Genomic DNA, 18,651 nt, shown 5'->3' with positions numbered 1-18,651 from the left:
CTAGTAGTTCCGATGAGACGGTCCCTCCGGTCCCTGTTCACCCTCGCGCTCTCGGCCCTCGTCCTCCTGCAGGCAGGCGGGGTCGTCGACCTGCAAGAGACGTTCGACTCCGTGGTCGACGACGGGCAGTTCGACCCCGAACTCCCGTCACCCCGGGTGACGGACGGGCCCGGGACTGCATCCGGTCCCGACAGTGACGGCGCGAGGTCCCAGGGAGGCGGTCAGAAAACCGGCGAGAGCCGCGGGACACCGACGGTCGCCCCGCGCGCGGATATCGACGTCGCGAGACTCGAACGGCTGGTCCACGGCGAGGTGAACGAGGTCCGGACGAGCCGTGGACTCGAGGCGCTCGAACGGGATGCCGCCCTCGCCGAGATAGCCCGTTACCACGGCCGGGATATGGCCCAGAACGAGTACGTCGCACACACCGCACCCGACGGCGAGACGATGAGCGACAGGTACGACGCCTTCGGCTACGACTGCCGGGTGTCGACGGGCGATGGGCGATACGCCAGCGGCGGCGAGAACATCTACTACGCCCGGTACACGGGCTACGACTACACCGAGGCGGAACTCGCCCGGATGACCGTCGACGGCTGGATGAACTCGACGGGTCACCGGGAGAACCTGCTTCGCGACTACTGGAACCGCGAGGGTATCGGCGTGGTCGTCGACCAGCGCGACGGCCGAACGCACGTCTACGTCACGCAGAACTTCTGTTGAGCCAGCGCCAACACTGCTGCCACGGACTCCGGAGAACGAGGGAGGGGAACGGTCGAGTCCGCCCGCCAGGCCGCGTCAATCGATGGTCGTCCCGGGCGACTCGCCGGCGAGGAATCCCGCGAGGTCGTCCAGTCCGAAGATACTCGCCGGTGTCTCGAGCGCCAGCAGGGTCTGAACCTTCCCCGCCATGCCACCGGAGACGTCGGTGGTGTCCGCGCCGCCGAGCACGGAGGCCACGTCCTCGTACGCACCGATCCGGGGGATGACCACGTCGCCCGCGTCCAGGACGCCGGGCACCGTCGAGCAGAGGCCGACACGGTCGGCGTCGAGGCTCGTCGCCAGCGAGGTCACTATCTCGTCACCAGAGAGCACGGTGACCCCCTCGCCAGCGTGGGCGACGACGTCCCCGTGGACGACGGGGACGAACCCCTCGTCGAGTAGCGTCTCCACCTGTCGTGCAGGGAGGGTCAGCTCCCCGTCGGCATCCCGGCTGGCCGCGGAGAGCGGGTGGACCGGAACCGCGGGGACGTCCCGGGCGTGGAGTCGCCGCAGGACGAGTCCGTTCAGCGCCTTCATCGCGTTGTGGATGTCCAGGACGCCCTCGACGTCGTGCGTTCCGTCAGTGGTGCTCACGCCGTACTCCTTCGCGTTGTGGTGGCCGAACGAGCCGCCGCCGTGAACCAGCACGAGGTCGTCGTGACCGGCGACCGCATCGGCGGCACGGTCGAGCGCTGGGCCGTCGACGGTCTCGGCGCGCTCTTTGTCCGTGATGACCGACCCACCCAGCTTCAGGACGGTCGTCATTCGATACGCACCCCCTCGGTCGCGAGTTCGGCGCGGAACACCTGCTCGCACGACGACTCGTAGGTCAGCGCTGTCTCGGTCCCGTCGGTGGGGTCGAGTGCGACGATACAGCCACCGCCGCCGGCACCGGTGAGCTTCGCGCCGAGGGCACCCGATTCGCGGGCCGTCCAGACCATGTCGTCCAGCGAGCGGGCAGAGACACCCAGTGCCTCGAGCAGACCGTGGTCGAAGTCCATCAGGCCGCCGAGTTCCTCGAGTGCCTCCTCGTCCGGCTCACCGCCGTCTTCACCAGCCTGTTCGAGCAGCCGCTCACCCTCGCGCACGAGATCCCCGATGGCCGCGACGGTGTCTGCTGCGAAGTCGTACCTGTCGCGGAGGTCGCGGACGCCGGCCACGAGCTTCCCGGTATCGCCACTGCCGCCGTCGTAGCCGATGACGAACGGGAGGTCCGGCGTCGAGAGCGTCCGGCAGTCGTCGCCCTCGACCCGAACCGCGCCGCCCATCGCCGAGCAGAAGGTGTCCGCACGGGACGCCTGCCCGTCCTGAACGTCGAGTTCGACCTGGTACGCCCGGTCGGCCACCTCGCGAGCGTCGAGGTCGACGCCGAGTTCGGCCGTCGCGGCCGCGATAGTCGCCACCACGACCGCCGCCGAAGAACCCAGTCCCGCCCCGAGCGGGATGTCGCTCTCCACTTCGACGTCGAAGCCGGCGTCCGGCGCGTCCGCCGCGTCCCGTGCCTGTTCGATGGCTCCGTCGACGTACTTCGTCGCGGCCTCGAGCAGTGAGTCGGAGACGTCCACCGCCGGCCCTGAGTCGGTCGCCCCGTACTCGACCGTGAACCCCTCTATCTGGAGGTCCTTCGCGTCCACCCGGAGCCGTCCGTCGTCCCGTCCCTCGACCGTGACCGTCGCCCGTCGCTCGACGGCGCATGGTATCGCCGGTTCGCCGTAGACGACGGCGTGCTCCCCGAACAGGTAGACCTTCCCGGGAGCGCTTGCCGTGTGCATACTGCCTCTCGCCCGGCCGCCACAAAGAGTGTTGTCGAATCGAGTCCGGGCTGTTCGCAGCCGGTTCAGTGCCGCCGGTGTGCGAGCATCGCGGCCGCCACGAGCGCGACGAGCACCGGGCCGACACCGAATCCGGGCGTCCCCGAGGTGCCGGAGTCGCCCGTACCGGCTTCGTTACTGACGGTGCCGGTGTCGGTGGCCGACTGGCCGGTCTCACCGGACGACGTCGTGTCCGTCGCGTCGGTCCCCGTCGAACCGCTCGTCGTGTCGGACGTGCCGATCGTCGTCGTTCCCGCGGTCGACGTGCTGGACGCGGTCGCCGTCTCTTCGGTCGCCGTATCCTCGGTCGTCTCGGTCTCCTCGGTGGAACTCGTCGTCGTGCCGGACTCCGTCGTCGTCGGATCTCCACCCGAGTCATCACCTTCCCGCGTGGTCTGCGTTTCCGTCGCCGTCGTGGTCGGCGTCGTCGTCGTGGTCGCCGTCGTGGTCGGCGTCGTCGTCGTGGTCGGCGTCGTCGTCGTGGTCGCCGTCGCCGTCGTGGTCTGCGTCTGCGTCGTGGTCGGCGTCGTCGTCGTGGTCGCCGTCGCCGTCGTGGTCTGCGTCTGCGTCGCCGTCGTGGTCTGCGTCGTCGTCGTCGTGGTCTGCTGGTCGTTGTCCGACAGCGACACGGTCGCTATCTGCGTGGGCCCGATGTCGGCTGCCGAGCTATCGTCGACGGACACGAGAATCTCGACCTTCCGGTCGCCGAAGACGTCCGGCCACGTCACGGTGTTCGCGAACCTGACCGTCACCGGAACCGGCTGGTCGCCATCCGGGTTGATGGCGAAGGTAACCGTGTCTTGCACGCCGTCCTTGTCCGGCCCATCGACGACATCGAGACCCGAACTCACGGCGACGGTCGAGCCGTCTCGCTCGTCGGTGACGAGGAGGGTATCCGGTGACATCTCGACGTCGTCGGGGAAGATGACGTAGAACCTGTCGGGTTCCCCATCTGCGCTGACGTTATCGACGCTGAACTGCACCGAATGTTCCACCGTCGATTCCTCCTCGACGTTGTTCGGTTCGACATCGCCGTCGGTGAGATCAGATGCGGCGCCGGTGATACCTGCCACGCCGCCGAGTGAAACGATCGCCACGAGGAGTCCGACCATCGCAACGGACCGCCGCGAGACGATTCCATCGAGAATCATATTACAGAGCTGAAATGCTAACGGCATAGTTATCCCACTCCTAACACTGTTTCACGGCAAAACCGGTGGCAGTCGTAGGGAGAGGATACTCCGTTCTTCGGTCACGTACTCGGTCTCTGGAACTGTGGTGTGGTACCACCCCACCGCCGTATCCGACCCGATGACCGGTTCACGGGTGACCGTTGGCGCGTCGGAGGAGCCGTCCAGCGTCGGAGGAGCCGTCCAGCGTCGGAGGAGCCGTTCGACGTCGCCGACGTCTCCTGGCTCACCGATAGCGACCTTGTCATCGGAACGGAATCGACTCCGGGGCGTCGGGTCCGTCAGTTTCGGCGGCGTGCCAGAAGCCCGCCGGCCGTCAGTCCAGCCACGGCCGCGCCGACTCCGAACCCCGGGGTCCCGGCCGTTCCCTCCTCGTCGACGCCGGTCACCGCGGCGGTCTGGTTGGTGGTCGCCGACGTCTCGACGGTGTCACTCGGCGTCGCAGTCGATGTGACTGTCGTCTCCGTGGTGGTTGCTGTCGTCCTGGTCGTCTGCGTTTCGGTCGCGGTGGTTCGAGTCGTCGTCACGGTGGTCTGCGTCTCGGTCGTGGTCGTCGTGCCGCTTTCTCCCGAGTCCCGTACCGTCACCGTATCGACCAGCGTCGGCTCGACGTTCTCGCCGGAGCTATCCTCGACCGAGCCCTCGACCTGGACGTCACGAGTGCTCGCGAGATCCGGCCAGGTCACCGTGTTCGAGAGCCGAACCCGGACGTCGACCGGATCCTCGCCGTCGGGACTGATCGCGAACGTCAGCGTGTCCTCCACGCCGTCCTGATCGGGACCGTCGACCACCTCCGGCGACGAGGTCACCCGAATCATCCGGCCGTTCGACCGATCCGTCACCATCACGTGGTCCGGCGACATTTCAACGTCGTCTGGGAAGATGACGTAGAACCGGTCCGTGTCACCGTCAGCGCTCACGTTATCGACGGCGAACGAAATCGTATGTTCGACCGTGGAGTTCTCTTCGACAGTTCCGGGGTCGACGTAGCCACCGTGCAGGTTCGATGCTGTCGTCGCGGTGGCTGCCGAGCCACCGACCGCCGCAGCCGCGACGACGAGCAACGTAACAGCGACTGCTCGCCGCAAGGGGGGTGCATCTGCGTCCATCTCGGCCGGTGAATAGGGTCGGACGCCTACTTGAATCCCCCTAATTTGTACAGAAATCGTACACGAAACGATACTGTTCAGCCGCCGTATACGACGGTCGCGGGCGAATCGGGCAAGAGCGTCGCCACTACGAGAGCTGGGGAGAGAAAACGAAGTCGAAACGGAGGTTTAAATCGCGCTCTCGAAGTCGTCGAGCGAGTAGCTCGGCGAGGCGCCGCGGCGGTCGAGCGTCTCGTTGGCCAGCAGCCAGTAGACGACCGAGAGGGCCTTGCGACCCTTGTTGTTCGTCGGGATGACGAGGTCGACGTTGCTGGTCTGGTTGTTCGAGTCACACATCGCGATGACCGGGATGCCGACCGTGATGGCCTCCTTGACGGCCTGGCTGTCACCGATGGGGTCGGTGACGACCACGACGTCCGGCTCGATGTAGCCGTCGTACTTCGGGTTCGTCAGCGTGCCCGGGATGAACCGGCCGGTACGGGCGCGTGCCCCGATGGCGTCGGCGAACTTCTTCGCCGGGAAGCGACCGTACTGGCGCGAGCTCGTCACGAGGATCTGCTCGGGGTTGTAGTTCGAGAGGAAGTCCGCAGCCGTGCGGATACGAGAGTCGGTCTTACCGACGTCCAGCACGTACAGACCGTCCGTGCGGACGCGGTGGATGAACCGCTCCATGTCCTTGGTCTTCTGCTGGGTACCGATGTGGACACCGGCACCGAGGTAGTCCTCGACCGGGATGAGGAGGTCGGCCTCCTCGTCGGACATGACGTCCTCGTCGAACGTTGGCTCTTCAGCCTCGGCCTCCGCGGCTTCGGCGTCCTCTGCGTCGACGGGCTCGGCTTCCTCGACTTCGGCCGCCGGCCCCGCACCCTCGGCGGGTTCGGGGTCCACGTCGACGTCGGAGGCGTCGAGCCCTTCCTGTTCTTGCTCTTGCTCTGTCATAGTGCGTCGTCTGCGATTCGGATGAGTTCGTTGAGCTTTGCGGTTCGCTCGCCACCGACCGCGCCCGTCTTGATGAACGGCGCGTCGGTCGCCACGGCGAGGTGTGCGATGGTCGTATCCTCGGTCTCGCCCGACCGGTGGGAGATGACCGGCTCGTAGCCGTTGCGGACCGCGAGTTCGACCGCGTCGAACGCGTCGGTCAGCGTCCCGATCTGGTTGGGCTTGATGAGGATGCTGTTGGCGGCACCCTGGTCGATGCCGGTCTGGAGACGCTCCGTGTTCGTGACGAACAGGTCGTCTCCACAGATGAGCGTCCGGTCACCGACCCGCTCGGTCAGCTCCGTGAACGCATCGTAGTCGTCCTCGTCGAGCGGATCCTCGACGTAGACGAGGTCGTACTCGTCGACGAGTTCTGCGACGTAGTCGACCTGTTCGGTCGTCGTCTTGACCTCGTCGCCGTAGACGTACCCGTCCTCGTCGGCGTCGTAGAGCTCCGCGCCAGCCATATCGAGGCCGAAACGGATCTCGAAGCCGAACTCGTCGGCGACCCTACTGGTCGCCTGCTCGAGGATCTCGAAGGCCTCGGCGTCGTCGATGGACGGCGCCCAGGCACCTTCGTCGCCCTTCCCGCAGGGCTCGTCTCGTTCGTCGAGGATGTCTGCAACCTCGGCGTGCACGGCCGCGTTCGCGAAGACGGCGTCCGCGACGCTCGGTGCGCCGACGGGTGCCGCCAGGAACTCCTGGATGTGCGTCGCGTCGGCGGCGTGCTCACCGCCACCGATGACGTTTCCGAGTGGAATCGGGAAGTTCTCGCCGCGGAAGGCACCACCGAGGTGCTGGTACAGCGGCGCACCGAGCATGTCCGCGCCTGCCTTCGCAGCCGCCATCGAGATGGCGACCGCGCTGTTCGCACCGATCTCGGAGAAGTCGTCGGTGCCGTCTGCGGCGTGGAGTGCTGCGTCGACCTCGCGCTGGTTGCCGGCGAACGCCTTGCCCTCGAGACGAGGGACGGCGTGTTCGCGAGCACTCGCGATGGCCTCGCCCGGCGGGAGCTCGATGGCTTCGTACTCGCCCGTGCTCGCACCCGAGGGTGCTGCAGCGCGACCGAATCCACCGCTCTCTGTCAACACGTCGGCCTCGACCGTCTGGTTCCCGCGGGAGTCGAGCACGCGCCGGAGTCGGACGTCGGTGATGAGCGTCATGCGTTGTCCTCACCGCGCTTGACCGTAAAGGGGAGTACGTCTGCGTCGTACTCCTCTGCCGCGATCAGTATCGGCTCGGTCTGGTCAGTGTCGATGAGCACGGGTGCCCCGTAGGACACCTGCAGCGCTCGTGCACCGAGGATGCGGGCCTTCTCGTATCGGTTGTAGCGTTGTCGTGGCATCACTGATAGGGGGAGACGATGTCGACCAGGTCCTTGTGCGAGACGAGCATCCGCCGGCAACAGTACCGGTCGATGCCGAGCTCGTCGAGGACCTTCTGCGGGTCTTCGTCGCCTTCGCGCGTTCGCGCCTTGAATTCCTCCCAGTGCTCGCCGACGACCTTGCCGCACGTGAAACACCGGACTGGTACCATCATGGATGAATCACCTTAGCGGTAGGACTTCTGGTAGCGGGCACGTGCGCCGGGGCCGCCCCACTTCTTGGGTTCGGACTGGCGCACGTCGTTGACGAGCAGCGAACGGTCGAACTCCATGTACGCATCGCGGAGCTCGGCGTCGCCAGTGTGCTGGACGATACCGCGTGCGATGGCGGTGCGGACGGCGTCTGCCTGACCGCTGATACCGCCACCGGAGACGCGAACGTCGATGTCGATGCCGTCGCGGACGTCGTCGACGATGCGGAACGGCTCCAGCATCTTCAGACGGGACGTCTCGGGGTCGACGAGTTCGACCGGCTTGGAGTTGATTCGAACGCGACCCTTGCCGTCCTTGACGGTCGCGCGGGCGATGGCCGTCTTCTTCTTTCCGGACGTGTTCGTTACCATGTGACGTTAGCACCCAGTTTCTCGCTGACTTCGCCCAGCTGGACGAATTTGATGTTCGAGAGTCGGTCCAGCGACGTGCCGTCGAGGATCTCGCCGTCGTCCTCGTACGGGTTGCCGACGTAGACGCGAACGCCCTCGAACGCCTCGCGACCGTACGACTTCTTGTACGGAAGCATGCCGCGGATGGCACGCTTGAAGATGCGGTCCGGTCGCTTCGGGTAGTACGGACCCTGGTCCGAGCCGATCTCGACACGCTTCTCGTAGACCGACATGATGTCGTCCTTCGAGCCGGTGATGACCGCCTGTTCCGCGTTCACGACGGCGACCGTCTCGCCGTCGAGTGCGCGTTCTGCGACCTGGGACGCGACGCGACCCATGATGCAGTCTCGGGCGTCGACGACGACGTCGGCGTCGAACTCTGCGAGACTCATCGGATCACCCGGACGTTGGTCCCTTCGGGGTTCTGTTCGATTGCCTGTTCAAGTTCGAGAGTCTCGCCGACTTGGTCGATCTTCGTCTTCGCGCTGGACGAGAAGTCCACCGCGGCGACGGTGACCGATTTCTGGATCGCACCGGACCCGAGCACCTTGCCCGGGACGATGACGGTTTCGTCTTCCTGTGCGTAGCGTTCGATGCGACCGAGGTTGACCTCAGCGTGCGTACGCCGGGGCTTCTCCAGACGGTCTGCAACGTCGCTCCAGATGTCAGCGTCTTCTGTACGGGACACCGACTTCAGCTCGGCGATGAGACTGCTGAGCCGTGGATTCGTCTTACTCATGACTTTCCTCCTGATAGTTTCGAGAGAAGTGATGCAGGGAGCAGGATTTGAACCTGCGGACGTCTACACGACAGCGCCCTGAACGCTGCGCCGTTGGCCAGACTTGGCTATCCCTGCTCGCACCCTTGCGGGTACTCAATTGTTCCGTGCCCCCCTTAAAACCACTTTCGATTATCGACCGCGTTCGCCCGACGCGAGCGACTTCGCTCGCGAACCGAGCGGTGGCGGAGCCAGCGCTCGTGGTGGGGCGTGCGGCCGTCAGGGTGTGGTTGGAAGGGGTCACGTTTCTGTTATAGCGATACCGCGTCTTTCAGTTCCGCAGCGCGCGCCTCGATGGAGTCGATGGCGCGGTTGACGAGCTCGTCGACGGTCATGGAGCCGTCGGTCTCGACGTGGAAGACGAACGCCTTCTCGACGTCTTCGACCGTTATCTCCTTGCCCGGGAACTTCTTCGTGAGGTCGTTGTCGAACTCGGCAGTGTTGACGAGCTCGCCGTCGATCTCGACGACGCCCCGGATGATGTTGGGCTCCTCTTCTTCGAACTCGGCGGCATCGCCGACGACCTCCACTCGCTGGAGGTGTCGGTAGCCGACCGAGACGCCGCCCTGGTGTTTGGCGTGTGCCTTTCCGGAATCGAGGACCGCGTCGGCTTCGAGTTCGAGTCGCTGCCCGTCCTTCAGGTCGATGATGGGGACGTTCTTGTCCGCAGGCTCGACCATGCTGTCAGACGTGACGAGGTCGCCCGAGTACGCCGTCGCCGGCCCCTCGACGTCCATCGAGAGCGTGACGACGCTGTCCTCGTCGAACTCGCCTTCGGGGGTCGAAAGCGGCACCATCCCGAGACGGTGCGCGATCTGTTCGTCGAACATGACCGACGAGTTCTCGATGAACCGGACGGTGTCGAACGCGAGCGTCGGAACGTCCGCGATCATCGTCCGTCGGATACCGTTCGCGAACGCAGGCGTCACTCCTCGTACGAGGAACAGTGCCTCGCGTTCGCCGCGTTCTACGAACTCGACCTCGTAGTCCTCGTCCATGGCTTAGAACCCGCCTTTACCCTTGGGTGCTCGAGAGCCGTCGTGCGGAATCGGCGTGACGTCCTCGATGCGACCGATCTCGAAGTTCTCGCGGGCCAGTGCGCGAATCGCTGCCTGCGCACCGGGGCCGGGGGACTTCTGCAGGTTGCCACCGGGGCCGCGCACGCGGACGTGCAGACCCTCGATGCCAGCCGCGCGGATCTCGTCCGCGATGGACTCGACCATCTGCATCGCCGCATAGGGCGACGCCTCGTCGCGGTTCTGCTTCACGGCCGTCCCACCAGAGGACTTCGCGAGCGTCTCTGCGCCCGTGAGGTCCGTCACGGTCATGACGGTGTTGTTGAACGATGCGTGGACGTGGGCGATGCCCCACTTGTCTTGCTTCGTCTCTTCTGCCATGTTATTGACCCTCCGCGCGTTCCGGGTGGAGATCGTCCGCAAGCGGACTGTTCTCGTCGAAGGCGATGCTGTCCTCCTCGTCCACGTCGACCGTGTACGAGGGCACGCGGACGCGTGCGCCGTCGACGGTGATGTGGCCGTGGACGATGAACTGTCGCGCCTGACGGGTCGTGTTCGCGAGACCCTTGCGGTACGCGACGGTCTGGAGGCGGCGCTCGAGGATGTCCGAGATCTCGAGAGCCAGGACTGCGTCCAGCTTGTCCTCCTCGCCGAGGATGCCGATGCGCTTGAGGCGGCCGAGGAACTCGGTCGCCTGCGCCTCTGCTTCCTCCATGGACTGTGCCTGTCCGAGCAGCGAACGAGCCTCGCGACGGAGGTCGCGCAGCTCGGACTGTGCACGCCAGAGTTCTTCTTTGTTCTTCAGGCCGTAGCGGTCGACGAGGCTGTGTTCCTCGCTGATACGCTCGCCCTGGAAGGGGTGGTTCGGCGTCTCGTAGAACTTGGTGTTGCTACCGAGCGCCATTATTCGTCACCACCCTCTTCGGCTGCCTGTTCTTCGCGGATCTCCTCGACGTTGACGCCGATGGTCCCCTCGGTACGTCCGGTGGACTTCGTGCGCTGACCGCGCACCTTCTGTCCCTTCTTGTGGCGGACGCCCTTGTAGGAGTCGATCATCTTCATCCGGTTGATGTCGTGGCGTCGAGTCATCTGGAGGTCGTTGCCGACCTCGTGGAGGTCCTCGCCGGAGTAGAAGTCCTTCTGGCGGTTGATGAGCCAGCTCGGGACGTTGTCGGCGTAGTTCTCGACGGTTTCGACGACGGCGTCGATCTCGTCGTCGTCGAGTCGACCGAACGTGGCCTTTCGGTCCACGCCGGCCTCCTCGGCGACGATTCGAGCCGTACGTCGGCCGATGCCGTTCATCTCGCTGAGCGAACGCTCGACCGTCTTCGTCCCATCGAGGTCTGTCTGACCGATGCGGACGAAGTACCGAAGGTCTTCGTCGTCTTGTTCGCCCTGTGGTTCTTCTGCACTCATATGTGGTGTGTCGTGGAAGTGCTCGTCGCACTTCCGATTCGGTTGGAAGACTCACACCGTGCCCAATCGGCGGTGTGAAAGGTCCGACGTTGTGGCGGGGATTTGAACCCCGGAGGCTTGACGCCACAGAGTTAGCAACCCTGCGCCTTGGGCCAGGCTTGGCTACCACAACTCGTGGTCTATTGTCGCCCGTGTGGACTCGGGACCCGGCGCCCCTACATTCGATTGCAGATGCAACTTTTCCCGTACACTACTTAAGCCCAACGGAACGCCCGCCGGCTGTGAGTGCGTGTCACGACGGTGCCGGCAGGGAATTTTCGCTCGCGCGTACGCGAACAGTCAAATGCAGTAGCGCTACAGGAATGCAGTAGCAGTAGCGCTACAGGATACGGCACCACGGCCAGAGAACGAGGACGAGACGGTGTCAGTCCGACGTGACCTGCCCGAAGTCGAGGTAGTCGTCGTTCATCTCCCACTCGCCGTCGCCGTTTCTGACCATGTACTCGCCGTAGAAGGGGACGCGCTGGGCGACGGTCTCCCGAAAGGCGTCGCGAATCTCATCTCGCGTCATGTCGCCCATCGGTTTGAGGTCGTCGTTGCGGTTCAGACAGCCCTTGAGGTAGCCGTCGTGAGTGACGCGGACGCGGTGGCAGTTCGCGCAGAACGTCGGGTTCTCGACCGGGTCGACGATCTCGACCATCCCGCCGTCCTCGTCGGAGGTGCCGCCGATCCAGTACCGCTTTCGGTCGTGCATCTCGCGGTGTTCTATCTCGTCGGCTTGCTCGGCCAGCCAGTTGTGGACGCGCTCGATGTCGATGGCCCACTCGGGCTTGCCGGTCAGCTCGGGCATGTACTCGATGAGCTGGAGCTGGAGGCCGGGGTTCTCGGCGACGTGGTCGACCATCTGGGGGACGTAGCCCGCGGTTCGCTCGAACACGACCATGTTGAGCTTCACGGGGTCGAGACCGGCGTCGAGCGCCGACTCGACGCCTTCGATGACGCGCTCGTACGCGCCGGTCTTCGTGACTTCGGCGAACGCCTCGGGCTCCATCGCGTCCTGCGAGACGTTGACACGTTCGAGACCGGCTTCGACGAGTCCCTCGGCTCGGCCGGGGAGGAAGGTCCCGTTCGTCGTCATCGAGACCTCCATCGAGTCGGGGGTCCGGCTGATTATCTCTTCGAGGTCCTGCCGGAGCATCGGCTCCCCGCCGGTGAACTTCACCTTCTCGACGCCGAACTCGGCGACGACCTCGAGGAACCGAACGACCTCGTCGGCGGTCATCTCGTCCTCCTGGGGGTCCATCGGTCCCCTGGTGTCACCCAGCCCCTCGTTGTGACAGTAGACGCAGTCGAAGTTGCAACGGTCGGTGAGCGAGACACGCACCCCCGAGACCTCGCGCCCGAACTCGTCTGAGAGCATATCTCACACGTTCGGTCGAACGTGCTTAAATCCGCCGTCGAGATGGGGGCTGACGTAACCGAGAACGGTTACGCGCGGCCGGAGGTGAGACGGGAGCGTCTCCGAACCTCACATCCCGGGGATGGTCTCGAGTTCGCCCGCCTGCACGCCCCAGAGGTCGGCGTAGGTACCCTCCACCTCCAGGAGCTCCTCGTGGGTGCCGCGTTCTTCGACGGCGCCGTCCTCCAGCACGAGTATCTGGTCTGCGTCTTTCACCGTCGAGAGTCGGTGTGCGATGGCGATGACGGTCCGGTCCGCGACGAGGTCGTCGATGCTCTCCTGGATACGGAGCTCGGTCTCCGTGTCGACGTCGGAGGTCGCCTCGTCGAGCAGCAGGATGTCCGGGTCGCGCAGTAATACCCGAGCGATGCCGATGCGCTGGCGCTGGCCGCCGGAGAGCTTGACCCCGCGCTCGCCGACCTCGGTGTCGTAGCCGTCCGAGAACTCGGAGATGAACTCGTGAGCGTCGGCGGCCTTCGCGGCGGCCTCTATCTCCTCGTCGGTCGCGTCGAACTGCCCGTACGCGATGTTGTCGCGGACGCTGCCGTAGAACAGGTACGTGTCCTGCGAGACGTACCCCACGGCGTCGCGGAGACTATCGGGCGTGACATCGCGGACGTCCTGCCCGTCGACGCGGATGGCTCCGTCGTCGACGTCGTACAGCCGAAGCAGGAGCTTGAGGACGGTCGACTTGCCGGCCCCGGTCGGGCCGACGAGCGCGAGCATCTCGCCGCCGGAGACGTCGAAGGAGACGTCCTTGAGGACGGTCTCGTCGTCGTCGTACCCGAAGTCGACGTGGTCGTACTCGACGCGGCCCTCGTCGACCACGAGGTCGGAGACGTCGGCCCCGGCGTCGAGGGTGCTCGGCTCGTCCATCAGCCCGAATATCCGCTCCGCGGAGGCGCGGGCGTTCTGGTAGAGGTTGACGAGTTCGCCGAACTGGCTCATCGGCCAGATGAACCGCTGGCCGAGGTAGACGAACGCCACGAAGGTCCCGACTGTGAGGCTCCCGCTCATGAACGGGGGTGCCCGTCCCGTCAGGACCCAGTGGCCGCCGACGGCGAACGTCAGCACGAAGCCGATGCCGGCGGTGAACCGGAGTCCGGGGAAGAACTTCACGCGGGTCGTGATGGCGTCCCAGTTCTTCTCGTAGTAGTCGTAGGAGGCGTCGCCGACCCGGTCTGCCTCGAAGTCCTCGGTCGTGCTCGCCTTGATGACCTCGATGCCGCCGAGGTTGTTCTCCAGCCGCGAGTTGAGCTGGCCGACGGTCGAGCGGACCTCGGAGTACATCGGCTGGATGACCTGGACGAACTTGTACGTGAAGTAGCCGATGAGCGGGACCGTCACCATCGTCAGGATGGCGAGCTGCCACTGGAGCAGCGCGAGCAAGACGGCGGTCACGCCGACGTTGACGAACAGCATCGTGCCGATGAAGATGCCGCCGTTGAGGAACTGCTCGAGTCGGTTGACGTCGTTGTTCAGGACGCTCATCAGCTCGCCGGTCTGCTTGTCGGCGAAGAACTCGTAGTCCAGGCGTTGCATGGCGTCGTAGCTGTCCGAGCGGACCTCGTGCTGGACGGACTGGGCGAACGAGTTGAGCCCCAGGCCCATCAGCCAGGTGAACACGGTCGAACTGAGGTAGGTCAGTCCGACGAGCCCGACCGAGAACCAGAACTGGCCCGCCCTGGTCGCCGGGACGACCCACTGCGGAATCAGCGGGAGCTGATACTGGGCGGTCTCCTGCAGGAAGACCGCGTCGATGGTCTCCGCGAGGACGTAGGTCGGGAGCAATGCCATCGTGTGGGCGGCGATGCCCATGACGATTCCCCCCACGATCGCCAGCCAGTGCTCGCGTCCGTACTCGCGGAACAGGCGCAGCATGGGTCGGTCGACCCGGGCGCGTTGCTCCTCGAAGGTGTCGTCTTCGTCGTCTGTGCCGTCTCGTGTCGTGTCTGTCATTCGTGTGTATGTGTGAGTGTAGCTTCGTTCGGCAGTCTGGGCTACGGCGTCGGTCGTCGCTGGACCGGACCGTCGTCGGCGACGAGGTCACGGCTGGGGGGCGGTTTCGCTGAGATAGCCGCAGTGCTGCGGCTATGGCCGCGTCGGTGCCGGCCCGTGCCGCCCGGGGCGGGCGGCCCGAAGAATCAGGCGCGAACGAGGATGAGCGGGAGCATCTGTCTGTCTCGTACACATCGTATCACTCGTTTCACATCAATCTGTCTGTTACATGGTCACTCCTAGCACGGTTGACTTCCCGCCGGTGCGGTTCCGTGGAGGGCCGCGACGGGTCCCCGCCGGGCGCTCGAAGGGCGAACGCGGCACGAAGACCGTTCTCCGCACCTTCTCGGTATCCGACCGGTGGATTCACTGGTCCAATTCCCTTCGGCAGTTCGCTCTCGGTCCCTCGGCTGGTACCACCGAGTATGGCAGAGCGAGATTCCGCCACGGTCGAGATCGGCGACGAGATCGTACTGGAGATCGAAGACCTCGGCGACGGCGGCGACGGAATCGGCCGTCAGAAGGGCTTCGTCGTGATGGTTCCAGGAACGAAGCCAGGCCAGCGGGTGCGTGCCGAGGTCCAGCGCGTCGAGGACGACTTCGCCGTCGCGGAGAAGCTGGACGCGGACCCGTGACTGGACCTGCGGCCGAACGACCGGTCGAGCGCTGACACTCGCGGTAACACAACCCTTTTCGCCCGTTCGTCCCGAGAGACGCCCATGGACGCAGACGCGATCCTCGACCGACTACGACAGGTCGAGGACCCGGCACTCGGAGACGACATCGTCTCGCTCGGACTGGTGAACGACGTCTCCGTCGAGAGCGACACCGTCTCCATCTCGCTCGCACTCGGCGCACCGTACTCCCCGAAGGAGACCGAACTCGCGAACGAGGTACGGGAGGTACTCGCCGATACCGGCCTCGAAATCGACCTCTCGGCCGAGGTAGACACCGGCGTCTCCCAGCAGGAGACGGTCCTCCCGAACGTGGACAACGTCATCGCGGTCGCCTCCGGCAAGGGCGGCGTTGGCAAGTCGACGATGGCGGTCAACATCGCGGCAGGGCTGGCCGACATGGGCGCGAGCGTCGGCCTGTTCGACGCAGACGTCTACGGGCCGAACGTCCCCCGGATGGTCGACGCGACGGAGCGTCCGGGCGCGACGAAGGACGAGAAGCTCGTCCCCCCGGAGAAGTTCGGGATGAAGCTGATGTCGATGGCGTTCCTCGTCGGCGAGGACGACCCCGTCATCTGGCGCGGTCCGATGGTCCACAAGGTCCTGACCCAGCTTTGGGAGGACGTCGAGTGGGGCCACCTCGACTACATGGTCATCGACCTGCCGCCGGGCACGGGCGACACCCAGCTGACGATGCTCCAGACCGTCCCGGTCACGGGCAGCGTCATCGTCACGACCCCGCAGGAGGTCGCGCTCGACGACGCCCGCAAGGGCCTCGAGATGTTCGGAAAGCACGACACCGTGGTGCTGGGAATCGCCGAGAACATGGGCTCGTTCAAGTGCCCCGACTGCGGCGGTGAACACGCCATCTTCGGCGAGGGCGGCGGCCAGCGGTTCGCGGACGACCACGAGATGCCGTTCCTCGGTTCGGTCCCGCTCGACCCAGCCGTCAGGACCGGCGGCGATGAGGGGAAGCCGGTCGTCCTCGACCACGAGAGCGAGACGGGCGAAGCGTTCCGTGAGATAACGGCGAACGTGGCCGACAACGTCGGCTTCGTCCGACGACAGCAGCACACGAGAAACAGATGAGCGACGAGGGCGACGGTTCAGCCACCGACGACGAAAGGGAGTCCCCCCGGTTCGAGCCCGACCAGGAGAAGGTCGCCTTCCTCCGGGAGATAGCCGACGAGATCCGCGGCGAGACGTCCGAGTCGGCACAGCTGTCGAACGTCCTCTACCGGACGAGCGACCTCTACGACGAGGACGAGGACACGTCGCCAGAGGAGATACTCCGCAACGTGAAGTTCATCCTCGACGTGAAAGAACGCGGCGGGCTCGGCCGCTGACCGGTCCGAAGCGCTTACCCCCGGGCCGACCCTCGTTCCCGTCGTGAACGCGAACCAGGACGACCTCGCCAACCCGTACGGCATGGACGAGGACTGCGAGAACTGCAGTCTCTGCGAGACCCGCGAGCGCGTCGTCCACGGCTACGGTGACGTCGGCGCGGACTTCCTGTTCGTCGGCGAGGCACCGTCGGCCGGCGACGAAGCGGCAGGCGTCCCGCTGGCGACCGACGAGACGTTCCGGTCCATCCTCGAGCGGCTCATGCTCTGTGCCTCGGACAGTCCCATCGACGACCCCCAGCTGGCGAACGTCTTCTGTACCACGCTCACCCGCTGTCGACACCCGGAGCGAGGGCCGACCGACGAAGAGATCGCGACCTGCGAACCGTACCTGAACGCCGAGATACGGATGATAAACCCCGAGATTCTCGTCCCCGTCGGCGAGCGAGCCCTGGCCGAACTCGGCGAGGAGTACACGACGAAACCGGCGGCCGAACTCGACGTCCACGAGCATCACGGCGAGACGATTCGCGGGCGCGGCTTCGAACTCGTGCCGATGATCGACCCGGCAGAACAGACCGAAGAGGAGACCCAGACGTTCGTCGAGCGGTTCGCGAGGTTGATGGCGACCGATTACCGCCAGACGAAGGGACGGCGAAGTCGATGAGCGTCGACGGAAGCCGTCGCTCCACTCACCAGTACGTGTTCTCCAGCCACTCCTTCGAGCGCGCCCCGAGTGCGCTCACCCCACCCATCACGAGTACGACCACCGCGATACCTGCGGCGACCGCCGTCGACGAGGCCACGTCGGCGAGGGAGCCGAGGTTGACGCCGAGTGCGACCAGTGCGACCAGCCCAGAGAAGACGATGGCGACAGGGACGAGCATCCCGAGTGCTTTGAATCGAGTCATGCCTCCGTCGACGGCTGGCTGGCTCTTCAATCCCGGCGGTCGGACGGCGGCGACGACCGAAGCGGCGAGTTGAAGGCCCTCGGCCCGTCATCCCTGCGTATGACGCTCGTGGTCCTCCTCGCCGACCCGCCGCGCGAGGGACTCTGTCTGCCGAGACTCGCCGAGGAGACACCGCTATCGGCCGCCGAGGCCGCCGACTGCTACCGGGCGATGCTCGCCGACGCGATGGTCGCCGCGGAGTCCTCCGGCGGGGAGTTGCTCGTGAACTACCGCTCCGACGACCTGCTCCCCGACGAGTTCGCGGGGACGGGCGACGCCGACGCTGAATCCGAAGTCCGGGCCGTCGCCGAGGAGGCACTGGGCGACGCAGCCGAGGAGATCCGCTTCGAGGTCCAGGTCGGCTCGACCTACGACGGTCGCGTCGGCAACACCGTTTTGCACCTCCTCGACACCGAGGAGCACGCCTCGGTCCTGGTCGTCGACGCGACCGCGCCGCTCGTCGGTCGGAAGGACATCGACAACGCCTCGATGAAGCTGCGGCGCTACGACGCCGTGTTCGGCCCCGCGACGGACGGGCGGGTCTGGGGAGTCGCCTTCACCGAACCGGTCGACTTCGACGGCGCGTTCGCCCCGCCGACCGTCGAGACGCTCACCGACCGTGCCCTCGACGCCGGTCTGGACGTCGACTTCCTGCCGCACTATCCGACGGTCGAGTCGGGTCGCGACCTCTGCACCGTCGTCTCGCTCGTCAGAGCCAGACAGCGAGCTGGGCGTATCGTGCCGGAACACACGACCGCGTTCTTCGACGACCTCGGACTGTCCGTCGTCCACCAGGAAGGAGAAGCCCGTCTCGTACGACAGTAGACCGACAGGCCTTATAGGGACCCACGGTAATCGACTAGCGAGGTGGGATGGCAGAGTGGACTATTGCGCCTGCCTTGAAAGCAGGTGGCCTTCGGCCTCTTGGGTTCGAATCCCAATCCCACCGCATTCGCTCCGAGCACTTTCGCGAGGAGCGATGCGTAGACGAGTGGGATTCGAGCAGCGAGCAAATCTGTGATTTGCGAGTGAGTTCGAATCCCAATCCCACCGCATTCTCACGATGAATAACGAGGGTCGACAGCGACGACTTATGTCAGATAATATTTAAATGCCGAAGTTTTTCCAAATATAGATAAATGACAGATAAAATGAGAGCCCTATCGATTGTACTCATTTAG

General features: G+C 65.4%; 24 protein-coding genes and 3 tRNA genes. 7 read left to right on the top strand and 20 right to left on the bottom strand.

Annotated features, from left to right (window positions below; all coding sequences use genetic code 11):
• Positions 1–12: 12 nt before the first annotated feature.
• On the top strand, positions 13–723 hold the full coding sequence (locus ACSC1Y_RS00990) for a CAP domain-containing protein (protein WP_435332682.1): 711 nt from the start codon (positions 13–15) through the stop codon (positions 721–723).
• 75 nt (positions 724–798) lie between these two features.
• Here the strand turns inward: ACSC1Y_RS00990 and ACSC1Y_RS00985 are convergent, their stop codons facing one another.
• From ACSC1Y_RS00985 to ACSC1Y_RS00895, 19 genes are all read right to left on the bottom strand, one after another.
• Complete coding sequence (locus ACSC1Y_RS00985) at positions 799–1,527, bottom strand: isopentenyl phosphate kinase (protein WP_435332681.1); 729 nt, start codon at positions 1,525–1,527, stop codon at positions 799–801.
• Positions 1,524–2,534 (bottom strand): mevalonate kinase, encoded by a 1,011-nt coding sequence (gene mvk, locus ACSC1Y_RS00980; RefSeq protein ID WP_435332680.1) that lies wholly within the window; start codon positions 2,532–2,534, stop codon positions 1,524–1,526. The genes ACSC1Y_RS00985 and mvk overlap by 4 nt, the downstream gene beginning before the upstream one ends.
• A gap of 65 nt (positions 2,535–2,599) precedes the next feature.
• On the bottom strand, positions 2,600–3,724 hold the full coding sequence (locus ACSC1Y_RS00975) for a PGF-CTERM sorting domain-containing protein (RefSeq protein WP_435332679.1): 1,125 nt from the start codon (positions 3,722–3,724) through the stop codon (positions 2,600–2,602).
• Between the two features lie 320 nt (positions 3,725–4,044).
• Entirely contained in the window at positions 4,045–4,872 is an 828-nt protein-coding gene (locus ACSC1Y_RS00970; RefSeq protein ID WP_435332678.1) for a PGF-CTERM sorting domain-containing protein, read from the bottom strand.
• Positions 4,873–5,040: 168 nt separating this feature from the next.
• Positions 5,041–5,811: a 30S ribosomal protein S2 gene (rpsB, locus tag ACSC1Y_RS00965; protein WP_435332677.1), complete on the bottom strand. Its 771-nt coding sequence runs from the start codon at positions 5,809–5,811 to the stop codon at positions 5,041–5,043.
• The gene (eno, locus tag ACSC1Y_RS00960) at positions 5,808–7,013 is read right to left on the bottom strand and encodes a phosphopyruvate hydratase (protein ID WP_435332676.1); all 1,206 of its coding nucleotides are present in this window, start codon (positions 7,011–7,013) and stop codon (positions 5,808–5,810) included. The genes rpsB and eno overlap by 4 nt, the downstream gene beginning before the upstream one ends.
• A complete protein-coding gene (locus tag ACSC1Y_RS00955) occupies positions 7,010–7,195 on the bottom strand; it encodes a DNA-directed RNA polymerase subunit K (RefSeq protein WP_435332675.1) in 186 nt (61 codons plus the stop codon). The genes eno and ACSC1Y_RS00955 overlap by 4 nt, the downstream gene beginning before the upstream one ends.
• A complete protein-coding gene (locus ACSC1Y_RS00950) occupies positions 7,195–7,389 on the bottom strand; it encodes a DNA-directed RNA polymerase subunit N (RefSeq protein ID WP_435332674.1) in 195 nt (64 codons plus the stop codon). Before ACSC1Y_RS00950 ends, ACSC1Y_RS00955 begins: the two co-directional genes overlap by 1 nt.
• A 12-nt stretch (positions 7,390–7,401) precedes the next feature.
• On the bottom strand, positions 7,402–7,797 hold the full coding sequence (locus ACSC1Y_RS00945; protein ID WP_435332673.1) for a 30S ribosomal protein S9: 396 nt from the start codon (positions 7,795–7,797) through the stop codon (positions 7,402–7,404).
• Complete coding sequence (locus tag ACSC1Y_RS00940) at positions 7,791–8,228, bottom strand: 50S ribosomal protein L13 (protein ID WP_435332671.1); 438 nt, start codon at positions 8,226–8,228, stop codon at positions 7,791–7,793. Before ACSC1Y_RS00940 ends, ACSC1Y_RS00945 begins: the two co-directional genes overlap by 7 nt.
• A complete protein-coding gene (locus ACSC1Y_RS00935) occupies positions 8,225–8,590 on the bottom strand; it encodes a 50S ribosomal protein L18e (RefSeq protein ID WP_435333163.1) in 366 nt (121 codons plus the stop codon). The genes ACSC1Y_RS00940 and ACSC1Y_RS00935 overlap by 4 nt, the downstream gene beginning before the upstream one ends.
• 17 nt (positions 8,591–8,607) lie before the next feature.
• Positions 8,608–8,692: transfer RNA gene (locus tag ACSC1Y_RS00930), tRNA-Leu, on the bottom strand.
• Between the two features lie 173 nt (positions 8,693–8,865).
• The gene (locus ACSC1Y_RS00925) at positions 8,866–9,612 is read right to left on the bottom strand and encodes a DNA-directed RNA polymerase subunit D (RefSeq protein WP_435332669.1); all 747 of its coding nucleotides are present in this window, start codon (positions 9,610–9,612) and stop codon (positions 8,866–8,868) included.
• 3 nt (positions 9,613–9,615) lie between these two features.
• On the bottom strand, positions 9,616–10,011 hold the full coding sequence (locus tag ACSC1Y_RS00920) for a 30S ribosomal protein S11 (RefSeq protein ID WP_435332668.1): 396 nt from the start codon (positions 10,009–10,011) through the stop codon (positions 9,616–9,618).
• Between the two features lies 1 nt (position 10,012).
• The gene (locus ACSC1Y_RS00915; protein ID WP_435332667.1) at positions 10,013–10,534 is read right to left on the bottom strand and encodes a 30S ribosomal protein S4; all 522 of its coding nucleotides are present in this window, start codon (positions 10,532–10,534) and stop codon (positions 10,013–10,015) included.
• Positions 10,534–11,046: a 30S ribosomal protein S13 gene (locus ACSC1Y_RS00910; protein WP_435332666.1), complete on the bottom strand. Its 513-nt coding sequence runs from the start codon at positions 11,044–11,046 to the stop codon at positions 10,534–10,536. Before ACSC1Y_RS00910 ends, ACSC1Y_RS00915 begins: the two co-directional genes overlap by 1 nt.
• A gap of 87 nt (positions 11,047–11,133) precedes the next feature.
• Positions 11,134–11,218, bottom strand: a tRNA-Ser gene (locus ACSC1Y_RS00905).
• Positions 11,219–11,470: 252 nt separating this feature from the next.
• The gene (gene moaA, locus ACSC1Y_RS00900) at positions 11,471–12,466 is read right to left on the bottom strand and encodes a GTP 3',8-cyclase MoaA (protein ID WP_435332665.1); all 996 of its coding nucleotides are present in this window, start codon (positions 12,464–12,466) and stop codon (positions 11,471–11,473) included.
• A gap of 108 nt (positions 12,467–12,574) precedes the next feature.
• The gene (locus tag ACSC1Y_RS00895; RefSeq protein WP_435332664.1) at positions 12,575–14,464 is read right to left on the bottom strand and encodes an ABC transporter ATP-binding protein; all 1,890 of its coding nucleotides are present in this window, start codon (positions 14,462–14,464) and stop codon (positions 12,575–12,577) included.
• A gap of 464 nt (positions 14,465–14,928) precedes the next feature.
• Between ACSC1Y_RS00895 and ACSC1Y_RS00890 the strand changes: the two genes are divergently transcribed.
• From ACSC1Y_RS00890 to ACSC1Y_RS00875, 4 genes are all read left to right on the top strand, one after another.
• On the top strand, positions 14,929–15,138 hold the full coding sequence (locus tag ACSC1Y_RS00890) for a TRAM domain-containing protein (RefSeq protein ID WP_435332663.1): 210 nt from the start codon (positions 14,929–14,931) through the stop codon (positions 15,136–15,138).
• Between the two features lie 84 nt (positions 15,139–15,222).
• Positions 15,223–16,266 (top strand): Mrp/NBP35 family ATP-binding protein, encoded by a 1,044-nt coding sequence (locus tag ACSC1Y_RS00885; RefSeq protein WP_435332662.1) that lies wholly within the window; start codon positions 15,223–15,225, stop codon positions 16,264–16,266.
• Complete coding sequence (locus ACSC1Y_RS00880) at positions 16,263–16,523, top strand: DUF7976 family protein (RefSeq protein WP_435332661.1); 261 nt, start codon at positions 16,263–16,265, stop codon at positions 16,521–16,523. The genes ACSC1Y_RS00885 and ACSC1Y_RS00880 overlap by 4 nt, the downstream gene beginning before the upstream one ends.
• 43 nt (positions 16,524–16,566) lie before the next feature.
• Positions 16,567–17,187 carry a uracil-DNA glycosylase gene (locus tag ACSC1Y_RS00875; protein ID WP_435332660.1) on the top strand — a complete coding sequence of 207 codons (621 nt, stop codon included), beginning with the start codon at positions 16,567–16,569 and terminating at the stop codon, positions 17,185–17,187.
• A gap of 25 nt (positions 17,188–17,212) precedes the next feature.
• Here ACSC1Y_RS00875 and ACSC1Y_RS00870 read toward each other — a convergent pair whose 3' ends face one another.
• Positions 17,213–17,431, bottom strand: a complete 219-nt coding sequence (locus ACSC1Y_RS00870; RefSeq protein WP_435332659.1) for a hypothetical protein — start codon at positions 17,429–17,431, stop codon at positions 17,213–17,215.
• Between the two features lie 99 nt (positions 17,432–17,530).
• Between ACSC1Y_RS00870 and ACSC1Y_RS00865 the strand changes: the two genes are divergently transcribed.
• Together ACSC1Y_RS00865 and ACSC1Y_RS00860 are read left to right on the top strand one after the other, a co-directional pair.
• A complete protein-coding gene (locus tag ACSC1Y_RS00865; RefSeq protein ID WP_435332658.1) occupies positions 17,531–18,295 on the top strand; it encodes a DUF2064 domain-containing protein in 765 nt (254 codons plus the stop codon).
• A gap of 41 nt (positions 18,296–18,336) precedes the next feature.
• Positions 18,337–18,419, top strand: a tRNA-Ser gene (locus tag ACSC1Y_RS00860).
• Positions 18,420–18,651: the final 232 nt, after the last annotated feature.

This window comes from Haloarchaeobius lipolyticus (assembly GCF_051208015.1).
Classification (GTDB): Archaea; Halobacteriota; Halobacteria; order Halobacteriales; family Natrialbaceae; genus Haloarchaeobius.
This window is presented reverse-complemented; position numbering and strand designations above follow the sequence as displayed.